At 29.9% G+C, this 23,334-nt stretch carries 22 protein-coding genes; 12 read left to right on the top strand and 10 right to left on the bottom strand.

The annotated features are described in order from the left end of the window. Nucleotide 1 precedes the first annotated feature (1 nt). The 7 genes from lnt (at nt 2) to pnp (ending at nt 9,335) form a co-directional block, all read left to right on the top strand. A complete protein-coding gene (gene lnt / locus ACTTAV_RS00965; RefSeq protein ID WP_440669594.1) occupies nt 2-1,546 on the top strand; it encodes an apolipoprotein N-acyltransferase in 1,545 nt (514 codons plus the stop codon). Then, nucleotides 1,539-2,708, top strand: a complete 1,170-nt coding sequence (gene metK / locus ACTTAV_RS00960; protein WP_440669592.1) for a methionine adenosyltransferase — start codon at nt 1,539-1,541, stop codon at nt 2,706-2,708. Before lnt ends, metK begins: the two co-directional genes overlap by 8 nt. Before the next feature lie 98 nt (nt 2,709-2,806). Beyond that, complete coding sequence (nusA, locus tag ACTTAV_RS00955; protein WP_440669591.1) at nt 2,807-4,360, top strand: transcription termination factor NusA; 1,554 nt, start codon at nt 2,807-2,809, stop codon at nt 4,358-4,360. A 10-nt stretch (nt 4,361-4,370) separates the two neighbouring features. Beyond that, complete coding sequence (gene infB, locus ACTTAV_RS00950) at nt 4,371-6,590, top strand: translation initiation factor IF-2 (protein WP_440669589.1); 2,220 nt, start codon at nt 4,371-4,373, stop codon at nt 6,588-6,590. Then, complete coding sequence (rbfA, locus tag ACTTAV_RS00945; RefSeq protein WP_440669588.1) at nt 6,590-6,958, top strand: 30S ribosome-binding factor RbfA; 369 nt, start codon at nt 6,590-6,592, stop codon at nt 6,956-6,958. The genes infB and rbfA overlap by 1 nt, the downstream gene beginning before the upstream one ends. Nucleotides 6,959-6,965: 7 nt before the next feature. Next, nucleotides 6,966-7,214, top strand: a complete 249-nt coding sequence (rpsO, locus tag ACTTAV_RS00940) for a 30S ribosomal protein S15 (protein WP_440669587.1) — start codon at nt 6,966-6,968, stop codon at nt 7,212-7,214. Between the two features lie 48 nt (nt 7,215-7,262). Next, on the top strand, nt 7,263-9,335 hold the full coding sequence (gene pnp / locus ACTTAV_RS00935) for a polyribonucleotide nucleotidyltransferase (protein ID WP_440669585.1): 2,073 nt from the start codon (nt 7,263-7,265) through the stop codon (nt 9,333-9,335). A gap of 133 nt (nt 9,336-9,468) precedes the next feature. On the opposite strand, the gene ACTTAV_RS00930 is transcribed toward pnp, so the two are convergent. From ACTTAV_RS00930 to fabA, 4 genes are all read right to left on the bottom strand, one after another. Further along, nucleotides 9,469-10,719, bottom strand: a complete 1,251-nt coding sequence (locus ACTTAV_RS00930) for an MBL fold metallo-hydrolase (RefSeq protein WP_440669584.1) — start codon at nt 10,717-10,719, stop codon at nt 9,469-9,471. Nucleotides 10,720-10,915: 196 nt separating this feature from the next. Next, complete coding sequence (locus tag ACTTAV_RS00925) at nt 10,916-11,701, bottom strand: enoyl-ACP reductase FabI (protein WP_440669583.1); 786 nt, start codon at nt 11,699-11,701, stop codon at nt 10,916-10,918. 3 nt (nt 11,702-11,704) lie between these two features. Then, nucleotides 11,705-12,916 (bottom strand): beta-ketoacyl-ACP synthase I, encoded by a 1,212-nt coding sequence (gene fabB, locus ACTTAV_RS00920; protein ID WP_440669581.1) that lies wholly within the window; start codon nt 12,914-12,916, stop codon nt 11,705-11,707. Then, nucleotides 12,916-13,416: a bifunctional 3-hydroxydecanoyl-ACP dehydratase/trans-2-decenoyl-ACP isomerase gene (gene fabA, locus ACTTAV_RS00915; RefSeq protein ID WP_440669580.1), complete on the bottom strand. Its 501-nt coding sequence runs from the start codon at nt 13,414-13,416 to the stop codon at nt 12,916-12,918. Before fabA ends, fabB begins: the two co-directional genes overlap by 1 nt. Nucleotides 13,417-13,488: 72 nt before the next feature. Between fabA and ACTTAV_RS00910 the strand changes: the two genes are divergently transcribed. From ACTTAV_RS00910 to ACTTAV_RS00900, 3 genes are all read left to right on the top strand, one after another. Then, complete coding sequence (locus ACTTAV_RS00910; protein WP_440669578.1) at nt 13,489-13,905, top strand: Fur family transcriptional regulator; 417 nt, start codon at nt 13,489-13,491, stop codon at nt 13,903-13,905. Nucleotides 13,906-13,993: 88 nt separating this feature from the next. After that, entirely contained in the window at nt 13,994-16,174 is a 2,181-nt protein-coding gene (gene katG, locus ACTTAV_RS00905; RefSeq protein WP_440669577.1) for a catalase/peroxidase HPI, read from the top strand. Between the two features lie 20 nt (nt 16,175-16,194). Continuing rightward, the gene (locus tag ACTTAV_RS00900; RefSeq protein WP_440669575.1) at nt 16,195-16,797 is read left to right on the top strand and encodes an aspartyl/asparaginyl beta-hydroxylase domain-containing protein; all 603 of its coding nucleotides are present in this window, start codon (nt 16,195-16,197) and stop codon (nt 16,795-16,797) included. Here ACTTAV_RS00900 and ACTTAV_RS00895 read toward each other — a convergent pair. From ACTTAV_RS00895 to ubiE, 6 genes are read right to left on the bottom strand one after another with little or no spacing between them, the layout of a single operon-like run. Beyond that, on the bottom strand, nt 16,790-17,233 hold the full coding sequence (locus tag ACTTAV_RS00895; RefSeq protein WP_440669574.1) for an SH3 domain-containing protein: 444 nt from the start codon (nt 17,231-17,233) through the stop codon (nt 16,790-16,792). The genes ACTTAV_RS00900 and ACTTAV_RS00895 overlap by 8 nt on opposite strands. Beyond that, entirely contained in the window at nt 17,233-17,970 is a 738-nt protein-coding gene (locus ACTTAV_RS00890) for a HesA/MoeB/ThiF family protein (protein ID WP_440669573.1), read from the bottom strand. Before ACTTAV_RS00890 ends, ACTTAV_RS00895 begins: the two co-directional genes overlap by 1 nt. Beyond that, complete coding sequence (gene dut, locus ACTTAV_RS00885; RefSeq protein ID WP_440669571.1) at nt 17,967-18,404, bottom strand: dUTP diphosphatase; 438 nt, start codon at nt 18,402-18,404, stop codon at nt 17,967-17,969. The genes ACTTAV_RS00890 and dut overlap by 4 nt, the downstream gene beginning before the upstream one ends. Beyond that, nucleotides 18,404-19,603, bottom strand: a complete 1,200-nt coding sequence (gene coaBC, locus ACTTAV_RS00880) for a bifunctional phosphopantothenoylcysteine decarboxylase/phosphopantothenate--cysteine ligase CoaBC (protein WP_440669569.1) — start codon at nt 19,601-19,603, stop codon at nt 18,404-18,406. The genes dut and coaBC overlap by 1 nt, the downstream gene beginning before the upstream one ends. Nucleotides 19,604-19,611: 8 nt before the next feature. Beyond that, nucleotides 19,612-21,180, bottom strand: a complete 1,569-nt coding sequence (gene ubiB / locus ACTTAV_RS00875) for a 2-polyprenylphenol 6-hydroxylase (RefSeq protein WP_440669568.1) — start codon at nt 21,178-21,180, stop codon at nt 19,612-19,614. Continuing rightward, complete coding sequence (gene ubiE / locus ACTTAV_RS00870) at nt 21,180-21,884, bottom strand: bifunctional demethylmenaquinone methyltransferase/2-methoxy-6-polyprenyl-1,4-benzoquinol methylase UbiE (RefSeq protein WP_440669566.1); 705 nt, start codon at nt 21,882-21,884, stop codon at nt 21,180-21,182. The genes ubiB and ubiE overlap by 1 nt, the downstream gene beginning before the upstream one ends. A gap of 31 nt (nt 21,885-21,915) precedes the next feature. On the opposite strand from ubiE, the gene mutM reads away from it, so the two are divergent. Together mutM and rpsT are read left to right on the top strand one after the other, a co-directional pair. Next, nucleotides 21,916-22,779: a bifunctional DNA-formamidopyrimidine glycosylase/DNA-(apurinic or apyrimidinic site) lyase gene (gene mutM, locus ACTTAV_RS00865; protein ID WP_440669565.1), complete on the top strand. Its 864-nt coding sequence runs from the start codon at nt 21,916-21,918 to the stop codon at nt 22,777-22,779. Nucleotides 22,780-22,827: 48 nt separating this feature from the next. Next, nucleotides 22,828-23,091 carry a 30S ribosomal protein S20 gene (gene rpsT, locus ACTTAV_RS00860; protein ID WP_440669564.1) on the top strand — a complete coding sequence of 88 codons (264 nt, stop codon included), beginning with the start codon at nt 22,828-22,830 and terminating at the stop codon, nt 23,089-23,091. The last annotated feature ends 243 nt before the right edge of the window (nt 23,092-23,334 follow it).

Below are 23,334 nucleotides of genomic sequence, written 5' to 3'. Positions count from 1 at the left end.
ATTGAAGAAAAAAATTATATTTGATGTTTTAATAATGTTAACTTTGGGTGCCTTAAGTTCATTGAGTCTTCCACCAATTAATTTTTTTTTAATAAATTTTTTTACATTCAGTATATTTTTTATTTTTTTATTTAAAAAATTGGACTTTCAAAATAGTAAAAAAACTTTTTTTTTATACGGTTGGTTATTTGGTTTTGGCTATTTTTTAACAAACACTTATTGGATAACTATTTCTTTGTCATTTGATCAAAACTTATATTTTTTGATACCTATTGCTCTTATAGTAATCCCTGCATTTTTGGCAGTATTTTATGGAATTGCAACTTTAGTTTTCTATGTTTTTAACTTTAGAGATGTAACAAGCTCCTTTCTTCTTTTTTCACTACTATTTGGGTTAACTGAATATATTAGAGGAAATATATTAACGGGTTTTCCATGGAATTTGATAATTTATAGCTTTTCAGAAAATTTAGAATTCATAAGTTTTCTTTCAATTATAGGAACTTATTCATTTAATCTTATTGTGATTAGTTTTTTTACGGTACCTGCAATTTATATATTAAGAAAATCAAAAAAAGAAATTTTTGTTTTTATTTTATTATTACTATTTCCAATTTTATTATTTACATATAGCAATTTCTATAAAAAATTTTTTTTAGCAAAAGAATTAAAAGAAAATCCTTACACAGTAAGAGTTATAAGCTCTAATATAAGCTTAGATAGATTTTATCAAAATATAGATGCTGAAAATGTTATAAATGAATTAATAAGTTTAAGTTCTCCCAATTCTGAAAAAAAAATATTTTTTTTATGGCCAGAAGGAATAATACCAGACACTTATCAGGATCAAATAATTTTATACAAACATTTGTTTAAAGATAATTTTGATAAAAATCATTTAATTGGTCTTGGTATAACAAGTAGGTTGATGAGTGATGATCAATATAAATATTATAACTCTTTTTCAGTTTTTGACAGTAATTTAAATTTAGTGGATTATTACAAAAAAATTAATCTTGTTCCATTTGGTGAATTTCTACCACTTGAAAATCTTTTAAATAAATTTGGTTTTAAAACAATTACTAATAATTTTGGATCTTTCACAAGTGGTGAAGAAAGAAAAATTATTAATTTAGAAAATGATTTTAAAAATTTTAGTTTTTTACCACTTATTTGTTATGAAATAATATATAGTGGAGAACTTACAAAAAATTTTAATTTTAATTATATCTTAAATATCTCAGAGGATGGATGGTTTGGAAAATCTGTAGGACCACAACAACATTTAGCCCACAGTATTTTTAGAGCAATAGAAAGTGGTAAATATGTTGTTAGATCTGCTAATAATGGTGTGGCAGTAATTATTAACCCACTTGGTGAAATAGAAAAAAAAATAGATTATGGAAAAGATGGTTATATTGATTTTACAAGCAGAAGAGATCTAGAACCAACGATATTTTCTATATATGGAAATAAAATATTTTTAATTTTAATTTTGTTGTATATTTTTTTAATTTTTTCATTTAATAGGTTCAAAAATGAGTAATTTAAAAAATTTTCTTTTTACAAGTGAGTCAGTCTCAGAAGGACATCCAGATAAAGTTTCAGACAGAATTTCTGATATGGTAGTTGATACATATATATCAGGAGATCCTTATGCAAGAGTTGCCTGTGAGACACTCACTACTACAAATAAAGTTGTTTTAGCTGGTGAAGTTAGAGGTCCAGAAGTAAAAAAAGATCATTTAATACACAAAGTAAGAGAATGTATAAAGGATATTGGATATGACCAAGAAGGTTTTACATGGAAAGAAGCAACTAAAATAGAAAGTCATCTTCATTCACAATCAGCAGATATTGCAATGGGAGTAGACTCAGCTGGCAACAAAGATGAAGGAGCTGGAGATCAAGGAATTATGTTTGGTTATGCTTGTAATGAAACAGAAGTTTTAATGCCTGCTCCAATACACTATTCACACAAAATTTTGAGATTGATGGCAAAAGATAGAAAATCTGGAAAATTAAAAAACATTGAACCAGACTCTAAAAGCCAAGTAACTTTTGAATATGTTGATGGCAAACCATCGAAAGTAAAATCTGTTGTAATTTCTTCACAGCATTCAGCTGATGTAAATCAAGATCAAGTGAGAGAATTATTGAGACCATATATGATTAATTCAATACCTGGAAGTTTCCTTGAGGGGTTTGATGAAAAAGATTTTTACGTAAATCCAACTGGTAATTTTGTTATAGGTGGTCCAGACGGTGATTGTGGACTGACAGGAAGAAAAATTATTGTAGATACATACGGGGGTGCAGCACCACATGGTGGTGGAGCTTTTTCGGGAAAAGATCCAACTAAAGTTGATAGATCTGCAGCTTATGCAGCAAGATATATTGCAAAAAATGTCGTTGCTTCGAAAATAGCAGACAAATGTTTAATTCAATTAGCTTATGCAATTGGAGTTTCAAAACCACTTTCAATTTATGTAAATCTTTTTGATAATGATTTAGATAAGAATAAATTTGTAGAAGAAAAAATTAAAGAAAATTTTGATTTGAGTCCCAGAGGTATTAGAGAAATGCTTGGTTTAAATAAACCAATATATGAAATAACAGCAGCCTATGGTCATTTTGGTAGAGAACCTGGGGACGATGGTACCTTTTCATGGGAAAAAACCAATAAAACTGACATTTTTTTAAAATAGTTTTTATTGAATAATTAAAAAACTTTTATATATTGCGCTTACATTGTTGAATTATCAAAATGGGCCTTGGCCCATTTTTTTTTGGAGTAAGCAAAATTATGTTAAATAAAAGAGCAGACAAGCTTGAATTACTAAGAATCGCTGAAGCAGTAGCTTTAGAAAAATCTATTGATAAAGAGTTAATCATTAGCTCAATGGAAACTGGTATTGCAAAAGCAGCAAAATCAAAGTTTGGACAAGATAATGAAATCAAAGTTGTAATTAATAGAGATAATGGAGATATTGAAATTTTTAGAAAATTAATCGTTTCTGAAAATCCTGAAAACTCAAATACTGAAATAAAATTAGAAGATGCAATAATTTTAAATGAAAACAATAGAGATAAAAATATTGGTGATGAGGTTTTACAACCACTGCCATCTTTTGATTTTGGAAGAATTGCCGCACAAACAGCGAAACAAGTTATCAATTTTAATGTAAGAGAAGCTGAACGTGAAAGACAATTTAATGATTTTATAGACAAAAAGGATACTATTTTAAGTGGAATAGTAAAAAGATTAGAATTTGGTAATGTAATAGTTGATTTAGGTAGAACAGAGGCAATTATTCAAAAAAATGAACTGATCCCTAGAGAAAATATTAAAGCTGGAGATAGAATTAAAGCTTATTGTCATGATGTTAGAAGAGAACCAAGAGGGCAACAGATCTTTTTATCTAGAGCTCATCCTAAATTTATGGAGAAATTATTTGTTCAAGAGGTTCCTGAAATTTATGATGGGTTAATAGAAATTAAATCGTCCTCAAGAGATCCTGGAAGTAGAGCAAAAATTTGTGTTAAAGCTGTTGATACATCTCTTGATCCGGTGGGTGCATGTGTAGGAATGAGGGGCTCAAGAGTGCAAGCAGTAGTAAATGAACTTCAGGGTGAAAAAATTGATATTGTTAACTGGTCAGAAGATCCAGCAATTTTAGTTTCAAATGCATTGTCACCTGCAGAGGTTCAAAGAGTTAGTGTTGATTTAGAGAGAAAAAAGCTTGATGTAATTCTTACAGAAGAAAATTTAAGTAAAGCTATTGGTAGAAGAGGTCAAAATGTAAGACTTGCTACTAAATTATTAAATTATGAGATCAACATAATGACTGATGCAGAAGACTCAGAAAGAAGACAGTTAGAATTTAAGGAGAAAACAGATAATTTTGTAAAAAATTTAGAATTAGATGAAACATTAGGTCAATTACTTGTGGCTGAGGGTTACTCTACGATAGATGATATAAAAGACAGTTCTGTTGAAAATTTATTAAAGATAGAAGGAATTGAAGAGGAAACTGCAGAAGCTCTTATTGAAAGGGCAAAAGAATTTTATAAAAAAGATCAAGAGGATATTTCAGATAGGATTAAAGAATTGGGTCTTGAAGATTCATTAATTAATTTAAAAGGATTGACACCAGGAATGTTAGTTACATTAGGTGATCAAAAAATACTAACCCTTCAAGACTTTGCTGATTTGGCTTCCGATGAATTAACAGGTGGTTATGACGTTGTAAAAGGTGAGAGGGTAAAAGTTCAGGGTTACCTTGAGGATTTTGCACTGTCAAAAGAGGAAGCAGATGGATTAATTATGTCTGCAAGAGATATCATTTATAAAGACTGAGAGATGAGCTATGGAGAAAAAAACAAAATTAACAATATCTGGTGGCATAGCAAAAAAGTCTATTAAAAATATTGATAAAGCAAAAAATCTTGGAAAAAATTCAGTAATAATTGAAAAACAAACAGGAAAATTTCCTGGTAAATCAGGAACATTTAAACCAGTTTTTTCTAAGTCAAAAACTAGCTCAACATTTAGTAAAGGGAAATTTAATAAATCAAATTATAACGTAAAATTACCCTCACCAACAAGTGATTTTGAAAGAAGAAAATTAGCTGAACAAAGGGCTACCAAAAGACTTAAAGATGAAAATGAAAATAAAAATAAAAAAATAATAAAATCTAGCACTAATAAGAGAGAACTAAAACTAACTGTTTCTAGAGCTCTAAGTGATCAGATTGAAGCAAGGGAAAGAAGTTTAGCTTCAGTTAAAAGAGCAAGACAAAAAGAAAATAGAAATTTAACAAAAGAGGAAGTTCAAGAAAAATTAAAAACTATAAGAGATATAAATATTCCTGAGGTAATTACAGTAAGAGAACTTGCAAATAGAATGGCGGAACAGTCCAGCAATATAATTAAACATATGTTCGGCATGGGAGTAACAGTAACCATAAATCAAAATTTAGCTGCGGATACAGCTGAGTATTTAGTTAAGGAGTTTGGACATAATCCAATTAGAGAAGAGAAAGCAGAGGAAATAATAAAAAAAATAAAAGCCTCGAGAACAGAAAATTTAAGAAATAGACCACCAATAATTACAGTTATGGGCCACGTTGATCATGGAAAAACGTCTGTTCTAGATGTTTTGAGAAGTGCAAATGTAGTTTCAGGAGAATTTGGAGGAATTACTCAACATATAGGAGCTTATCAAATTGAAAATCAAACAAACAAATTAACTTTTATTGATACGCCAGGTCATGCTGCTTTTACTGAAATGAGGGCTAGAGGATCAAAACTTACTGACATTGTAGTTCTTGTTGTTGCAGCTGATGATGGAGTAAAACCACAAACAGTAGAGTCAATTAAACATGCTAAAGCCGCAAATGTACCAATAGTGGTAGCAATAAATAAGTGTGATTTGCCAGATGCAGACCCACAAAAAATTAAAAATCAGTTATTAGAATATGAACTAATTGCTGAAGATTTATCTGGGGATACTTTGATGGTTGAAATTTCCGCCAAAACAAAAAAGAACTTAGATAAATTAATTGAGGCAATCACTCTTCAAGCTGAAATTTTAGATCTTAAAACTGATTTTGAGTCAAAAGCTACAGGTGTTGTTTTGGAGTCTAAAATTGATACTGGAAGAGGACCTGTTGCAACAATTATAGTTACAACAGGAACTTTAAAGAAGGGAGACTTTTTTGTAAGTGGATTGAAATGGGGAAAAATTAGAGCAATCATTAATGATAAGGGAAACAATATTGATGAAGCTTTACCCTCAACACCAGTTGAAATTTTAGGCATAAATGGTGCTGCTAAAGCAGGAGACGATTTTATCGTTCTTGACAATGAGAAAGAAGCAAAGACTTTAAGTGAAAATAGAGCTCAAGAGAGTAAAGATGGAAAGAATCCCCTGACTTTTGCCACACAAGAATCGGCATTTTCAAATAAATCAACTGAGGAATTAAATCTAATTATTAAATCTGATGTACATGGATCATCAGAAGCAATTAAAAACGCAATTAGTCAAATTAAGCATGAAGAAGTAAAACCAAAAATAATTTTAGCAGATATTGGAATGGTAACGGAGACAGATGTGACATTAGCAAAAGCATCACAAGCAGTATTAATTGCATTCAATGTTAAACCAAGTAAAGAAGCAAAAAAACTTGCAGAAATCGAAAAAATTCAAATTTCATCTTATAATATAATTTATGAAGTTTTAGATTTTGTGAAAAAAAAGATGTCTGGACTATTAACACCAGATGTGGAGGAAAAAATTATTGGTGTTGCACAAATTTTAGAAATATTTAAGGTTTCAGGAGCTGGCAAGGTTGCAGGTTCAAAAGTAACAGAAGGTGAAATTAATAGTAATTCAGATGTAAGAATAATTAGAGATGGCACAATTATTTTTACTGGAAAAGTTGGAAGTTTGTTTAGAGAAAAAAATCAAGTAAAACAAGTAAACAATGGGCAAGAATGTGGAATTACAGTCAAAGATTATATTGATTTCCAAAAAAATGACACAATAGAGGCTTTTAGTGTTACAACGAAGGAAAGGTCGATTTAATGGCAGATAGGATAGGAAAACCAGTTTCGCAAAGACAGTTAAGAGTTGGTGAAATGATAAAACAGTCTTTAAGCATGATTTTTATCAGAAATGAGGCTAAGGTTCCAAATTTAGAAACTAACAATATAACGGTTACTGAAGTAAGAATGAGTCAGGATTTAAAAATTGCTAAAGCATATGTCCTTCCACTTGGAGGAAAGAATGCTGAGGAAACAATTGATATTTTAAAAGAATATTCATTTTTAATTAGAAAAATTTTATCACAGAAAGTGGTTATGAAATTTTTACCAAAATTACTTTTTAAAAAAGACGAGTCTTTTGAGTATGCGGAAAAAATAGAAAACTTAATAAAACAAACAAATAAATAGGAAAACTATGAACAAAAAAGCACAAGAACTAGCAATGCATGATAAAGATACTGGATCATCGGAGATACAAATTGCATTGTTAACAGAAAAAATTGATACTCTCTCAAAACATATTAAGCAATTCAAAAAAGATAAACATTCATCAGTTGGGTTGTTGAGAGCGGTCAATAGAAGAAAAAAATTGTTAGATTACCTAAAAAAAAATAAGGTAGATTCTTACAAAAATGTACTGTCGAAATTGAATTTAAGAAAATAGAAGTCAAAATAGATAGAACGAAATGGAACGAAACGAAATGGAAATGAAATGTTTAAAGTATACAAGAAGGAAATTGAAGTAGCAGGAAAGAAGATAAGTTTAGAAACAGGTAAAGTAGCAAGACAGGCAGACGGTGCAATAATCGCAACATGTGGAGAAACGGTTGTTTTAGCAACAGTGGTAGGAGCAAAAAAAGTAAATCCTGATGTGGATTACTTTCCATTGTCTGTAAACTACCAAGAAAAATATTATGCAGCAGGAAAAATTCCAGGCGGATATTTTAAAAGAGAAGCAAGACCAACCGAAAGTGAAACATTAATCTCAAGATTAATTGATAGACCAATTAGACCATTGTTTCCTGATGAATTTAAAAATGAAGTTCAGTTATTACCAACTGTAATTTCTTATGATAAAGAAAATGAAGCTGATATTTTATCAATTACTGCTTCATCAGCAGCATTAGCTATATCAGGAATGCCTTTTATGGGCCCTGTGGGTGCTTCTAGAGTTGGATATATTGATGGAAAATATGTTTTAAATCCATCAAAAACAGAATTAGAAAAATCAAAATTAGATTTAGTTGTAGCAGGTACAAAAGATGCCGTGCTTATGGTTGAGTCAGAAGCAAGTGGTTTAACAGAAGAAGAAATGTTAAATGCAGTTAAATTTGGTCATGAGGGTTTTGTTCCAGTAATTGAAATGATAGAAGAACTTGCAAAAGAGTGTAGAAAACCAGAGTGGACAGTTGAAAAAAAAGATCTATCTGAAGTTAAGAAAAAACTTGAGTCAAATTTTACAGAAGATCTTAAGAAAGCTTTTGGAACAAGAGATAAACAAGATAGATCAAATCAAATATCAGAAATCACAGATAAAGCTAAAAAGCTTTTTGAGGAAGATGAAAATTATACAGACTTAGATGTAAATTCTGAACTTAAAAAAATCGAAAAATCTATTGTTCGAACAGATATTCTAAAAAATAAGAATAGGATTGATGGAAGAGGATTGTCTGAGGTTAGACCTATTTCTTGTGAAGTGGGTATTTTACCAAGAACTCATGGTTCTGCTTTATTTACTAGAGGAGAAACACAGGCAATAGTTACAGCTACTTTAGGTACTTCTGATGATGAACAAAGAATTGAGAGCTTAGATGGACTTCAAAAAGAAAGATTTATGCTTCACTATAATTTTCCACCATTCTCAGTTGGAGAAACAGGAAGAATTGGAACTGGTAGAAGAGAAATTGGACATGGTAAATTAGCATGGAGAGCTATTCATTCTTCATTACCTTCAAAAGAAACATTTCCGTATACTTTTAGGGTTGTTTCTGAAATTACAGAGTCTAATGGGTCATCTTCAATGGCTACTGTTTGTGGAACATCATTAGCATTAATGGATGCCGGTGTGCCAATTAAAGAACCAGTTGCAGGTATAGCAATGGGTTTAATTAAAGAAGGTGATGATTTTAGTGTTCTATCGGATATCTTAGGTGATGAAGATCATCTTGGGGATATGGATTTTAAAGTTGCAGGTACTAAAGATGGGATTACTTCACTCCAAATGGATATAAAAATTACTGGTATTACATTTGAAATAATGGAACAAGCATTAAGCCAGGCTAAAGATGGAAGAGTTCATATCTTAGGAGAAATGAATAAAGCATTATCAGCTTCAAGAGCAGACGTTGGGAAGCACACTCCAAAAATGGAAAAAATTAATGTTGATAAAAAAGATATTGCCGCTGTGATTGGAAAAGGTGGAGCAACGATAAGAGAGATAGTTGAAAAATCAGGTGCAAAAGTAGATGTAAATGACGAAGGTGTAGTAACAGTTGCTGCTCCTGATGAAGAATCTAGAAACACTGCTATGCAAATGATCAAAGATATCACTGCTAAAGCTGAATTGAACAAAATTTATTCAGGTAAAGTTATGAAGATTATGGAGTTTGGTGCATTTGTTAATTTCTTAGGAAAACAAGATGGACTAGTTCATATCTCAGAACTTGCAGATAAAAGAGTTGCTAAAGTTACTGACGTTGTCAAAGAAGGTGACGAAGTAAAAGTTAAAGTGATTGGTTTCGATAGAGGTAAAGTTAAACTTTCTATCAAACAAGCTTCTGAATAAATTTAGGGGCACCTGGCAACAGAACGCCCCTAAAAATTAGATAACCTTTTATTTCCAACAAAACTTAAAAATTATTAACTATGTACCTACATCATAAAAATAACTTTTTCTTAAATTAAGGATTAATAGTATTCTAAAGATGAAAGAAACTCATACAAGTATGAACATCCGGATCCATCTTGTCGGGTATTCTTTTAAAGTTAATATGTGTTCCTATTTCAGCATTATTCCAATGTGCTTTTTTATGCAAAATTCTATTTAATAATCTTAAATCTAAATCACAGTATAAGTGTCTGCTATTATCTTTGCCTTTTACTATTTGTATGTTCTCGTTTTCTATTTTTAAATAAACATTAGACTTTACTTCAATATTAAATTTCTTAATTCGATCAATAAATTTGTTCGAAGCTAAATTTAGTTCATCTTTTAATATAGAAATATTAGGCATTTCATCATTTTCATACTCATATTTTTTATCCTTCAACGATTGGATATATTTTTTCATCTCATTGACATCTAATTTCTCATACTTTTCTAATTGTTTTTGATTTTTAATATCGTAAATTTGATTTTCTCTTAAACAAAATACTTTAGAATCAAAGTTCAAATTTTTGTTAAGATACTCAGCACACTCGTCCCAAGTTGTAGTTCCTAAATATTCATTCTTATAATAGTTTTTACCTCCAATAATATACGATCCTGCGAATGGTAATACTGATTTAGGTTGAAGAATGGGAATAATATTACACAAATGATCAAAGTTTCTTTTTAATATTCTTTGATTTTCACTTATTTTTTCTTCAGTAGTTAAATTGTCAAAACAAGAAGGATAAGGTCCTGCAGCGTTATAATTTAACATTGCTAAATCAATATTTTTAAATCTATTTTTTAATAAAATACACGCATCTTTATCAGGTCCGTTATCATTAAAATTGATGGCGGTTACCCCTTCATTTTCTAAAACTAAAGCACTATCAATTAAATTACCAATTAGGGACTCTTCAAAAATATGTTTTGTAAAAGGTTTGAATAAGGTTAATTTGAACTCTTTAAATTCTGTTGTTTCTTTATCTTTTATTTCTATAAAATTACTATAACCTTTATTAATTAGATTTTTTTTTAAAAAATTTGGTCCCTCATTTAAAATGATCAGGGGTATGTTTTTTGGAAAATCAAAGTTTCTTTCGTCATAATGGTCTGGGTGAATATGACTAACATAAATTCCATCTACATCTTTAATATCAGATAATTTTGTCTTAAGTGGTGGATAATGATACCAGGCATCTTCAAATACCCCATCTACTATCCAAGGATCACATAAAATTCTAGTTCCCTCTGAACCTATGAATATACTACCAGCATTACCAATAAATTTAAATTTCATTATTTTGATATATTTCTATTTTAAATATTGAATATTATAACCCTTAAAAATATTTTCTAGTGCGCTAAAAACCTCAATTACAAAGTTATCACAAAGAAATGATCAAAAGACTATGTACCCTACTATGTACCTATTCAAAAAGTGTTATATTCTGTTATAAGTTGAATTAGGACTGACAACAGAACGCCCCCTATTTTTAAGTTATGTTTTTAGGATCTGGCATTCCAACTTTGTTATATCCAGCATCTACATAGTGAATTTCACCTGTAACGCCGTTTGCAAGATCACTAAGTAAATATAATGCTGAATTCCCTACATCATGGATATCTACATTTCTCTTTAGGAAAGAATGGTCTTCATTCCATTTATACAAGAATTTTGCATCTCCAATTGCAGATGCAGCTAATGTTTTAATAGGTCCTGCACTAATTGCATTAACCCTCATACCTTTAGCTCCTAAATCTCTAGCTAGATATTTAACACTTGCTTCAAGGGCTGATTTACATACCCCCATAACATTATAATTAGGAATAGCTTTTGTGGACTCATAAGTTAAAGTAAGAAGACTTCCTCCTTGTTTCATTACTTTTGATGCTTCTTTTGCCACTTCAGTAAATGAAAAACAAGAGATCAACATACTTCTTAAAAAATTTTCTCTAGTAGTATTTAAATATTCACCCGATAATTCTGATTTATCTGAAAAAGCAACTGCGTGAACAACAAAATCAATTTCTCCCCATTGAGATTTAATATCCTCAAATAATTTGACCACTTCTTCTTTTTTTTCAACATCACAACTGAATGTCACTTTTGAATTTAATTTTTCAGCTAAAGGTACCACTCTCTTTTTTAGTGCATCACCTAAATATGTGAATGCCAATTCGGCTCCTGCTTCAGCGAGTTTTTGAGAAATACCCCAGGCAATAGATCTCTCATTAGCAACACCCATAATTAATCCTTTTTTACCTTTCATTAAACTCATAAATTAAACCTTTTCAAAAATTAAAGCTGCATTAGTTCCACCAAAACCAAAACTATTCGACATTACCGTATTTAAAGTTGCACCTATTTCAGTTTTTGAAACTATAGGAAATTTTTTAGCCTCATCATCCATGTCAGTAATGTTTGCTGATCCAGCAATGAAATTATTTTTCATCATAATTAAACAATAGATAGCTTCATGAACAGAGGCAGCACCTAAAGGATGACCTGAGAGAGATTTTGTCGAACTTATTTTTGGAATATTGTCTCCAAAAGTATTTTTAACTGCATTTAGTTCTGTAATATCTCCTACTGGAGTGGAAGTTCCGTGAGTATTGATATAATCAATTTTATTTTTAGCTGTTGCCATTGCCATTTGCATACATCTTACTGCTCCCTCACCAGATGGTGCTACCATATCATATCCATCTGAAGTTGCTCCATAACCGGTTAATTCTGCATATATTTTAGCTCCTCTAGCCTTAGCGTGTTCGTATTCTTCAAGCACCAAAACTCCACCACCACCAGCGATTACAAATCCATCTCTAGTTTTGTCATAAGCTCTTGATGCTGTCTCTGGATTATCATTATATTTTGATGATAGAGCAGTCATAGCATCAAACATTGCAGTCATTGCCCAATGAATTTCCTCACTACCGCCAGCAAAAACAACATCCTGTTTACCCATTTGAATCAATTCCATAGAGTTTCCGATGCAGTGCCCACTAGTTGCGCATGCAGAACTCATTGTATAGTTAGTTCCTTTTATTTTGAAAGGTACAGCAAGTGTTGCGGAAGCTGTACTTGCCATTGTTCTTGGAACAATGAATGGTCCCATTAATTTTGGAGTTTTAGCTCTAGTTTTGTCTGCTGCTAAAATTACATTTTCAATCGATGGACCACCAGAGCCCATAACAATTCCAGTCTTAAAATTACTTACTTCTTTTTCTTCTAGGCCAGAGTCTTTGATAGCTTCTTTCATTGCAATATAGTTGTAAGCTGATCCTGATCCCATAAATCTTATCGTTTTTCTATCAACATGATCCTCAAGTTTAATATTAGGTTTCCCATGAACATGGCTTTTGAGATTGTGTTCTTTATACTCTTCAGAAAAAGTAATGCCTGATTTTGAGTTTAAAAGTGATTGATGAACTTCTTCTTGATTATTTCCTAGACAAGATACAATACCTAAACCTGTAATTACAACTCTTCTCATTATTTAAATAACCCCACTTTTAAACTATCTGCTGAATAAATTTTTTTACCATCAGCTAAAACAATACCATTAGCTAGACCAACAGTTGTTCCACCAGGAGACATAATTTTTTTCATATCAATTTCATATGTTACTAATTTAACATTTTGGAGTACTTCACCTGTGAATTTCACCGTTCCAACTCCTAACGCTCTTCCTTTTCCAGGGTTACCTATCCAACCCAAATAAAACCCTACTAGCTGCCACATAGCATCAAGTCCTAAGCAACCTGGCATTACAGGGTCTTCTTTAAAATGACAATCAAAAAACCAAAGGTCTTTTTTAATGTCTAATTCCGCTTTTAATGATCCTTTTTTAAAAGCGCCATTACTATCATTAATTTCTGTAATTCTATCAAACATAAGCATTGGAGGAAGGGGTAATTTGGCATTACCAGGCCCAAAGAGCCCTCCATTTCCACAATTTATAAGCTCATCATAAGAATAGGAGTTTTTTTTCATAAATTGAACACCTTATTACTTGATTTTAGATCATTATAATATACATAAAGTTTAGAATAATTATAAGATACAATGATAAAAAACCCTGAATTTACTTATAAATTAAGATCCTCAGGTCTAAGACCCACAAAACAAAGACTAAAAATCTGTGAGGTGTTGTTTAATAGAGAAAAAACTTTCCATTTTACAATTAATGATCTAGCAAAAAAGATCTCTAATGAGTTAAACGAAAAGATATCTTTAGCGACAGTTTATAACACAGTCCATGCGTTTAAAAAAAAAGGTTATTTAAAGGAAATTTCTATCATTAGTAGTGGTAAAAGCTATTTTGACACAAACACAGCTAATCATCATCATTTTTTTGATGAAAGAACAAGTGAACTAACTGACATATCAGAAGATAAAATAGAAAAAATTAAATTAAATACATCTTTACCAGGAAAAAAAATCACTTCTGTTGAAGTTCTAGTGAAAGTAGAAAACAAATAATCATTAAAATTTCCAATTATTGCTATTGAATTCTAGTTTAGAATGATTATAAAGTGCATATATTTAACATCAAAAAAAAGGATAAAAAATGAGTTCAGAAATTTCTAAAAATGGATCAGGAAAATGTCCTGTCATGCATGGCGGTATGACAAAAACAAATCAATCACCAACATCTGAATGGTGGCCTAAAAATTTAAATCTAGATATTTTGCATCAACATGACTCTAAAACTAATCCTATGGATGTTAAATTTGATTATAAGAGCGAAGTAAAGAAACTAGATTTTAATGGTATAAAAAAAGATTTAATTAATTTGATGACTGACAGTCAAGAATGGTGGCCAGCAGACCTTGGACACTATGGTGGACTTTTTATTAGAATGGCGTGGCACTCTGCAGGAACATACAGAATTGCAGATGGTAGAGGTGGAAGTGGAACTGGTAATCATAGGTTTGCACCATTAAATTCTTGGCCAGATAATACAAACTTAGATAAAGCTAGAAGATTATTGTGGCCAATTAAGAAGAAATATGGAAATAAAATTAGTTGGGCTGATTTAATGATTTTAGCTGGCAATATGGCTTATGAGTCAATGGGACTTAAAATGTATGGTTTTTCTTTTGGAAGAGAAGACATTTGGCATCCAGAAAAAGATGTGTATTGGGGATCAGAAAAAGAATGGTTAGAAAATAAAAGATACGACAATAATGAAGACAGAACATCACTTCATAATCCTTTAGCTGCAGTTGTAATGGGTTTAATTTATGTAAATCCAGAGGGTGTAGGTGGTAAGTCTGATCCTTTGAGAACGGCTCATGATGTAAGAGAGACTTTTGGTAGAATGGCTATGAATGATGAGGAAACTTGTGCATTAACTGTTGGAGGTCACTCAGTAGGAAGAGCTCATGGAAATGGAGATGCTTCGTTGTTAGGACCTGAGCCAGAAGCTGCTGATATCCATGAACAAGGTTTTGGTTGGAATAAAAAAGGTGGAGGTGGTCTTGGTGTTAATCAAGTGACTAGCGGTATTGAAGGTGCATGGACAACTCACCCAAATAAGTGGGATCATAGTTATTTAAATTTACTTTTAAACTATGATTGGGAGCTCAAGAAAAGTCCTGCAGGAGCAAATCAATGGGAACCGATTAACATGAAAGAAGAGGATAAACCTGTAGATCTAGCTGATCCTTCAATAAAAAGAAATCCAATAATGACTGATGCAGATATGGCAATGAAAATGGATCCGAGTTATAAAAAAATTGCTGAAAAATTTCATAAAGATCCAAAGTACTTAGAAGAAACATTTGCTAAGGCTTGGTTTAAATTAACTCATAGAGATTTAGGTCCTAGAAAATATTATATTGGTCCTGATGCTCCAAAAGAAGATTTAATCTGGCAAGATCCAGTTAGTGATGGAAAAGATTTTGATGTAGAAAAAGCAAAAAAATTGATTGAAGGTACTGGTTTAACTAGCTCTGAAATGATTTCTACAGCATGGGATAGTGCAAGAACATATAGAAGAAGTGATCATAGAGGTGGTGCAAATGGAGCAAGAATAAGATTAGAACCTCAAAAAAATTGGGAAGGTAATGAGCCCGCACGACTAAACAAGGTACTAGGAAAACTTGAGAGTGTTGCTTCTGAAACCGGAGCTAGCGTTGCTGACATAATTGTTCTTGCAGGAAATGTTGGCCTTGAACAAGCAATCAAAAAAGGCGGATTTAATATTAAGGTACCTTTTTCTGCAGGCAGAGGTGATGCCACACAAGAGCAAACTGATGTAGAGTCGTTTAAAGTGTTAGAACCTATTCATGATGCCTTCAGAAACTGGGTTAAAGAAGAATACTTAGTTGATCCTGAGGAATTAATGCTTGATAGGGCCTCTTTAATGGATTTATCAGCAAAAGAAATGACAATATTAATCGGTGGTATGAGAGTACTTAATACTAATCATGGAAACAGCAATCATGGAGTTTTAACTGACAATGTTGGTGCTCTTACGAATGATTTCTTTGTTAATCTTACAGACATGAAGTTTAAATGGAATTTAGTTGATAAAAATCTTTATGAGATTGTAGATCGTAAATCTAATAAAGCTAAGTTTACTGCAACAAGAGTAGATTTAGTATTTGGTTCAAATTCTATTCTTAGATCTTACGCTGAAGTTTATGCGCAAGATGATAATAAAGAAAAATTTGTTAAAGACTTTGTTGAAGTGTGGAATAAGGTTATGAACGCTGATAGACAAGAGTTAAAAAAAGTTCATTAATATTTAATTAAAGAAGGTTAATGAATTTAGCACAAGAAAATATGTTTGCTGATTTTTATCAGGTTCCAAATTTAAAATTTGATATATTAAGACTTCGATCAGATTTAGAGCTTGTATTAAAAAGAAGAAAGTTCAATACACCAGGTATAACTCATTTTGGAGCTATACCAGTTAATCAGATACCTAACGACGATGACTCTATTAAAGGGCACAAATTAAGAGGACAATATTGGACTATTCCTGATGAGACTGGAAAAGAAGTATCCAGAGACATCCAAATAGATGAGTCTAAATATACTCAGTTAGTTCCTGAATTTCACAACACTTATTTCAAGGAAGTTTATGAAGTTTTAAGTAAGCGTTTTAAACTTGGAAGAGTAAGGTTGTTATTAAAGGAACCTAGATCTACACTAAGCTGGCATAAAGATCCAGAACCAAGATTACATGTACCAATTATTACAAATCCAGGTTGTTCAATGGTAATAGAAAACGTCGCAAAACATTTACCAGCAGATGGATCAGTCACGATCACGAATAATAGAAAGTATCATAATTTTTTCAATGGTGGAGAACAAGATAGAATACATTTAGTTGCTTGTGTTTTGGAAAATCCGTTTAATTAACTAAGCCCCAAACATTATCTATTTTAATCCAACCTTTGATTTTTTTGGTTTTAACTTTGCACCATTCGCCTTCACATTTTTGAACTATTAAAAGCCGACCTTCTTTAATTTTCGCTATAGGTTTTGAAAAATTGGAAGGATTTTTAAATAAAATTTTATCTTCTAAAGGAATTATAGAATTGATTTTTTTTAATTGAGACCAATGTATCCATCCACTATTATTTTTAGAATCTATAATTCTTCTCCAATTTTCTTTCTTATCAATTTGTTTTATTGGTAAATGAATTTTTTTATACACAAATTTAATTGGTGACTCAAAACTTGGACCATATCTTACGTTTACTTTATTTTTTTTTAAAGAAAGAAATATTTCATCTGAAACTAAATAAGATGGAACTAAAAGCCAAATAAATGTTAAAAAAAAAATTTTTTTCATTATTTTTTTTTAAATTTAACTTTTCTAAAATTAAGATTTAATAGGTCTATAATTAATATTTGATTTTTCAAGTTTTGACCAATCTCCATTATCATTTTTAAAGCTTCATTTGCTTGGGTAGTGCCTACTACTGACGCGGTTGTACCCAGAACTCCTTCAAATTCACAATTTAAAATATCATCAGAAATCTCTTTTTCTTGGTAAAAATTTTTTAATGATGCTGTCTTTTTATTTTTGAAGTCAAATGTAAATATATGACCATCAAATTTACTTATAGCACCAGTTACTAGTTTTTTTTTTAATTTCATACAGTAATCATTAATTAAGAATTTAGTTTTAAAATTATCAGTACCATCAACAATAAGTTCATAATTTTTAATTATCTTTTCAATATTATTTCTGTTGAGTCTTGATTTGTAAGTTTTAATCTTTGTAAGTGGATTTATTTCTTTTAGTTTTTTTGCCGCTATACTAACCTTTGTTTTTTTTATATCTTTTGAATTAAATAAACTTTGTCTATGAATGTTTGAAAGGTTAACAATATCATTGTCTATTAAGCCTATAGTACCAATGCCTGCTCTTACTAGATTTTCTGCTGCAGGGCACCCTAAACCACCTAATCCAACAATCAAAACTTTAGAGGTCATAATTTTCTTTTGTCCTTTAGCACCTATATCTTTTAAAACTAATTGTCTTGAAAATCTTTCTACTTGAGATTTGTTTAAAGTATTTTTCATTTACCAGTTGATCCAAAACCTCCCTCACCCCTTATAGACTCTGGAAGTTCTTTTGTTTCCTCTAATTCCATTTTTATAATTGGAGTTAATACCATTTGAGCAACTCTATCTTTGTTGTTAATTATAAAATTTTCACTCCCGTGATTAAATAAAATAATTTTAATTTCACCTCTATAATCGCTATCAATGGTTCCTGGTGTATTTAAAACACTTATATTATTTTTTGCTGCTAAGCCAGACCTTGGTCTAATTTGAATTTCATATTCTTTCGGGAATGCAACTGACAAGCCAGTTGGAACAAGACAAGATTTACCTGGTTTTAAATTAATTGGTTTTTCTACAAAAGCCATCAAATCCATGCCAGATGCACCATTAGTTTTGTATATGGGCAATTGGACATTGGCACTTAATTTTTTGATTAAAACTTTAACCATTAATTCAAATGATTAATAATTTTTTCTACGACTTCATCTGAAATTTCAGATTTAGGTTTATATTTAATTTTTTCAGAATTTTTATTTTTATAAAAAATTGACACTTCATTAAAATCTGAATCAAATCCAATTTTCTTATTAGATACATCATTTCCAATTATCCAATCACAACTTTTTTCATTTAGTTTTTCATAAGCATGTTTTTCTAAATTGTTTGTTTCTGCAGCAAATCCAATTACAAGCTTTGGTCTCAAAGAATTATGATTAGAAATGTAATTTAGAATATCTACATTTTTCTCTAATTCTAAATTGAGATTATCTTTTTTTTTAATTTTTTCTTTAGAAACATTTTTTACTTTATAATCACTGACTGCTGCAGAAAATATTGCAACATCAGCAGGTAAGCTATTAAGTGTTGACTGAAACATTTCTTCAGCAGTTTCAATCTTAATTAAATTAATATTGTCATTTACTTTCAAATTTGTTGGTCCAGAAATTAAGGTTGTGTCAAAACCTTTGTTTGATAACGATTTTGCAATCTCATATCCTTGTTTTCCGCTTGATTTATTTGTAATAAATCTTACTGGATCAATGTATTCATTAGTAGGTCCTGCGGTTACTATTGCTTTTAACTTATTGTTTTTTTTTAAACTTTTAAAATAGTTTTCTAATTCATTTACTATACTTATTGGTTCAGACATTTTTCCTTCACCGTATTCACCACATGCCATATCTCCTATTTCAGGACCAATTAATTTATAGTTATAAGTTTTTAGTTTAGCTATATTTTGTTTAGTAGATTGATGATCCCACATTCTTACATTCATTGCAGGAGCAATGAAAATTTTTTTGTTTGATGCAAGAGCAACAGTGGATGCTAAATCATCAGAATTTCCATTGGCAAGTTTAGATATTGTATTAGCTGTTGCAGGAGCAATTAAAATTAAATCTGCCCATCTAGAAAGGCTAATATGATCCATTTCTGCTTCATCTTCTATATTGAAAAGATCTTGATAAACTTTTGATTGAGATAACGAAGTAATCGAAAGAGGTGTTACAAATTCAGCACCATTCTTGGTAAGGATTGTTTTTATAATTACACCACATTTTTTAAGAAGTCTTATTATCTCAAGACTTTTGTAAGCAGCTATTCCTCCACAAATTATTAGTAGAATTTTTTTATTGTTCAAATTATTCATCGTGTGAATTAAAATACCAATAGACCAAAAATTACAAGAACTAATAATCCAATAATAGATTGATTTTTAAAAGCTGTCATTTCTGACTTTTGATTATTCAAAGCTGTATAAGAGTTGGAGTTTTGAGGTATTTGCCCACTAGCTAAGTAAGTAAGAGCTTGATTAGCTTTATCCATTATTTCTGGAAAATCTGGTAATCTTTTGATTACTTCTGATGTATTTTTAAGAGTCTCGTTTAATTTTGTCATCGGATCTTTAGTTTCTTTTAGCCAGCTTTCAAGCACAGGTTTTGATGTTGTCCAAATGTTTGTTTCAGGATTTAATTTTCTTGCTACTCCCTCAACAACAACCATTGTTTTTTGTAGCATAAGTAATTGAGGTTGTGTTTGCATGTTAAATTTTTCAGTTACATCAAAAAGTTGTTTTAATAATTTTCCTCCAGAAATATCTTTCACCGCTTGACCAAAAATTGGTTCTCCAATTGATCTCAATGCCTGTGCAAGGTCATCTATTGGAACTTGTTTTGGAACTAAGCCTGCAATTAAATGTACTTCAGCAACTTTACGGTAATCTCTTTGAATAAAACCAAACAATATCTCAGCTAGAAATCTTTTGCTCATCTCATCTAATCTACCCATAATACCAAAATCAATAGGTACAATTTGACCATCTTTATCTATAAAAATATTTCCTTGATGCATATCGGCATGAAAAAAACCATCTCTTACAGCATGTCTTAAAAAATTTTGAATAATGTCTTCTGCAATTTTTTTAGTATCAAAATTTTTATTTTTGAGCTCTTGGGTTTCTCTGATCGATATTCCATCAATCCAATCTAACGTCATTACATTTTCACTTGTATAATTCCAATAAATTTGAGGTACCTTAAATCCCACATCATTTTTAGTATTTTCAGCGTATTCATTTGCTGCAGCGGCCTCAAATCTTAGGTCCATTTCTAAATTTGTAATTTCTTTTAATAAAAAAACTACTTCAACTAATTTAAGTCTTTTTGTTTTTTTTATAAACGACTCAACTAAAAAAGCAAAAAGCATAATTGCATCTATTTCTTCATTAAATATTTTTTTAATATTTGGTCTTAGAATTTTAATTGCTACTTCTTTTATGGTACCGTCATCATTTATTTGAGCTTTGTGAACTTGTGCAATAGAAGCGGCTGCAACTGGATCACTCAAGTTAATTATAGAATTATATGTATCTTTTCCTAAATCATTTTTTATTATTTCTTGCGCTTGAAGTAATGAAAATGGAGGTAATTTATCCTGAAGATTTTCTAATTTTTTTGAAAGCTCTTCTCCAATAATGTCTGGTCTTGTAGCTAAAAACTGACCAAGTTTTATAAATGTTGTACCCATCGATTCAAGAGAGCTAGATAATCTTTCTCCTTCGTCTTTATCTCTGTTTATCTTTTTTTGCCCAGAAAAAGAAAAAGATAAAACTTTAAAGAGTATCTTTATGGCTAGAGGAGGTTCTTGAAATTTTGATACTATGTTTAATATATCAGATTTAGCAACTTTTCTTCCAAGATAAAACAGTGTTATTAATTTTTTAATCATTAAATTTTCCATCCGCTATGTATAGAAACTATACCTCCAGATAGATTTCTATAAGTACATTTTTTAAAATTTTGTTTTTCCATTAAATCAATTAATTCATTTTGATTTATGAAATCTTCTATACTTTTAACAAGATATTCATAAGGTTCATTTTCACCGACAATGAATTTTCCAATTGTTGGTATAATTTTTGAATAATTTTTATAAATTAAATTAAGACCTGAATTCTGTATTTTTGAGAATTCAAGACACAAAAATCTTCCACCAGGTTTTAAAACCCGATAAGCTTCAGCTAGAGATTTATCAAGATTTTTAGTATTCCTTAAACCAAAGCTTATTGTGTAAAAATCAAATGAATCGTCCTTAATAGGTAGTTTTTCTGCAGGCGCTATAATCCAACTTAAACTCTTATACTTGCTTAATTTTTCTTTACCTTTATTTATCATTCCTTTATTTGGATCAACACATGTAATTTTAGAAAATTTATTTACATTTTCTAAAAAGAGTTTAGCTATGTCACCCGTACCACATGCAACGTCAATTATTTTCTGGTTTCTAGAAGGATTCATCATATTTAGCATATTTTTTTTCCATAATCGATGAATTCCAAAAGACATAAAATCATTCATAAGATCATATCGATCATAAACTTTATCAAAGACATTTTGAACTAGCCCTTTTCTATTTTGAAGATATTGTTGCATAAAAAAAAATATATATTCAATATAGTATTAAATGCCAGAATTACCAGAAGTAGAAATTGTAAGACAATCACTGAATAAAAAGGTTAGGAATCAAAAGATAAAAAAAGTGATAGTTAGAAATCACAAACTTAGATTAAAAATTCCTGCTAATTTTGAGAGTTTTTTAAAATTTCAAAAAATCATAAAGATTAAAAGATTTTCAAAGTATATAATTTTCTGTTTTTTAAATGGTAGTTATTGTTTGTTACACTTAGGCATGACTGGGACAATTCATATCATAAATAATAATAAAAAAAACTTTATTACTAATGCAAGTTTTTATAGTTCACCTACTTTACCAAAAAAACACAATCATGTAGAAATAATTTTTAAAAATTTAAAAATTATTTATAATGATCCAAGAAGATTTGGTTTTTTTGAAATTATAAAAGATTCATCTTTACTAAAAAAAAAATTTTCAAAATATGGTCCCGAACCATTCCAATCAGAATTTAATGTAAAATATATTCTTTCATATTTTAGCAAAAAAAAAAGGACTGTGAAAAATTTTTTACTTGATCAGAATTTTGTATCAGGAATTGGAAATATATATGCAAGTGAGATTTTATTCTTAAGTAAAATAAAACCTCACAAAAAAGCATTTTTAATAGGAAGAAAAGATTGTGAAAGAATCGTAATTAATTCAAAAAAAATTCTCCTTAAAGCCATTAAAGAAGGAGGTTCAAGTATAAGAGATTTTAAGAACACTTCTGGTAAAAAGGGAAATTTTCAAAAAAATTTTAATGTTTATGAAAGAAATGGATTAAGTTGTAAAAGAATTGGATGCAGTGGTATTATTAAAAAAAAAATTATTTCAAACAGATCTACTTTTTTTTGTAATTTATGCCAATTATGATCAATTATTTAATTGACCAATATAAAATCTCAAGTTATACCCCTGCGCATGGCTAACACAAAATCTGCAATTAAAAGAATAAGAAGAATAGCAAAACAGACTGCTGTTAATAGAGCAAGAAAAAGCAGATATAAAAATGCTATAAAAAAAATGAATACATTAATCGAGAGCAAAAAGAAATCAGAAGCTCTAAAGTTCTTACCTAAGTTGAATTCAGAACTAATGAAAATAGCAAAGTCTGGTATAATTAAGAAACAAAATGCTTCAAGAAATGTTTCAAGATTTACTAAAAAAATTGCTTTAATTAATTAAATAACACTTCAGGTTGTTTAATAATACAACTTTTAATTCTACATGATCTGCGATTAAAAATTTTTTCAATACAAGATTTAGATTTAGTAAATAAATAAATATATTTTATTCAATTATAAATTTTATTTCTAAATTTAAATAAATAAATTTTTATAAAATATTTTTTTTATTATTGTAAAATTTGCACAATCCTAGATTTTATTTTTTTTTATTTTTAATAAATTATTTGTTGCAAAATTCCAA

The sequence above is a fragment of the Candidatus Pelagibacter sp. HIMB1483 genome, from assembly GCF_052048135.1.
GTDB lineage: Bacteria > Pseudomonadota > Alphaproteobacteria > Pelagibacterales > Pelagibacteraceae > Pelagibacter.
The sequence above is the reverse complement of the archived record's forward strand: the minus strand, read 5'-3'. Positions and strand labels throughout refer to the sequence as shown.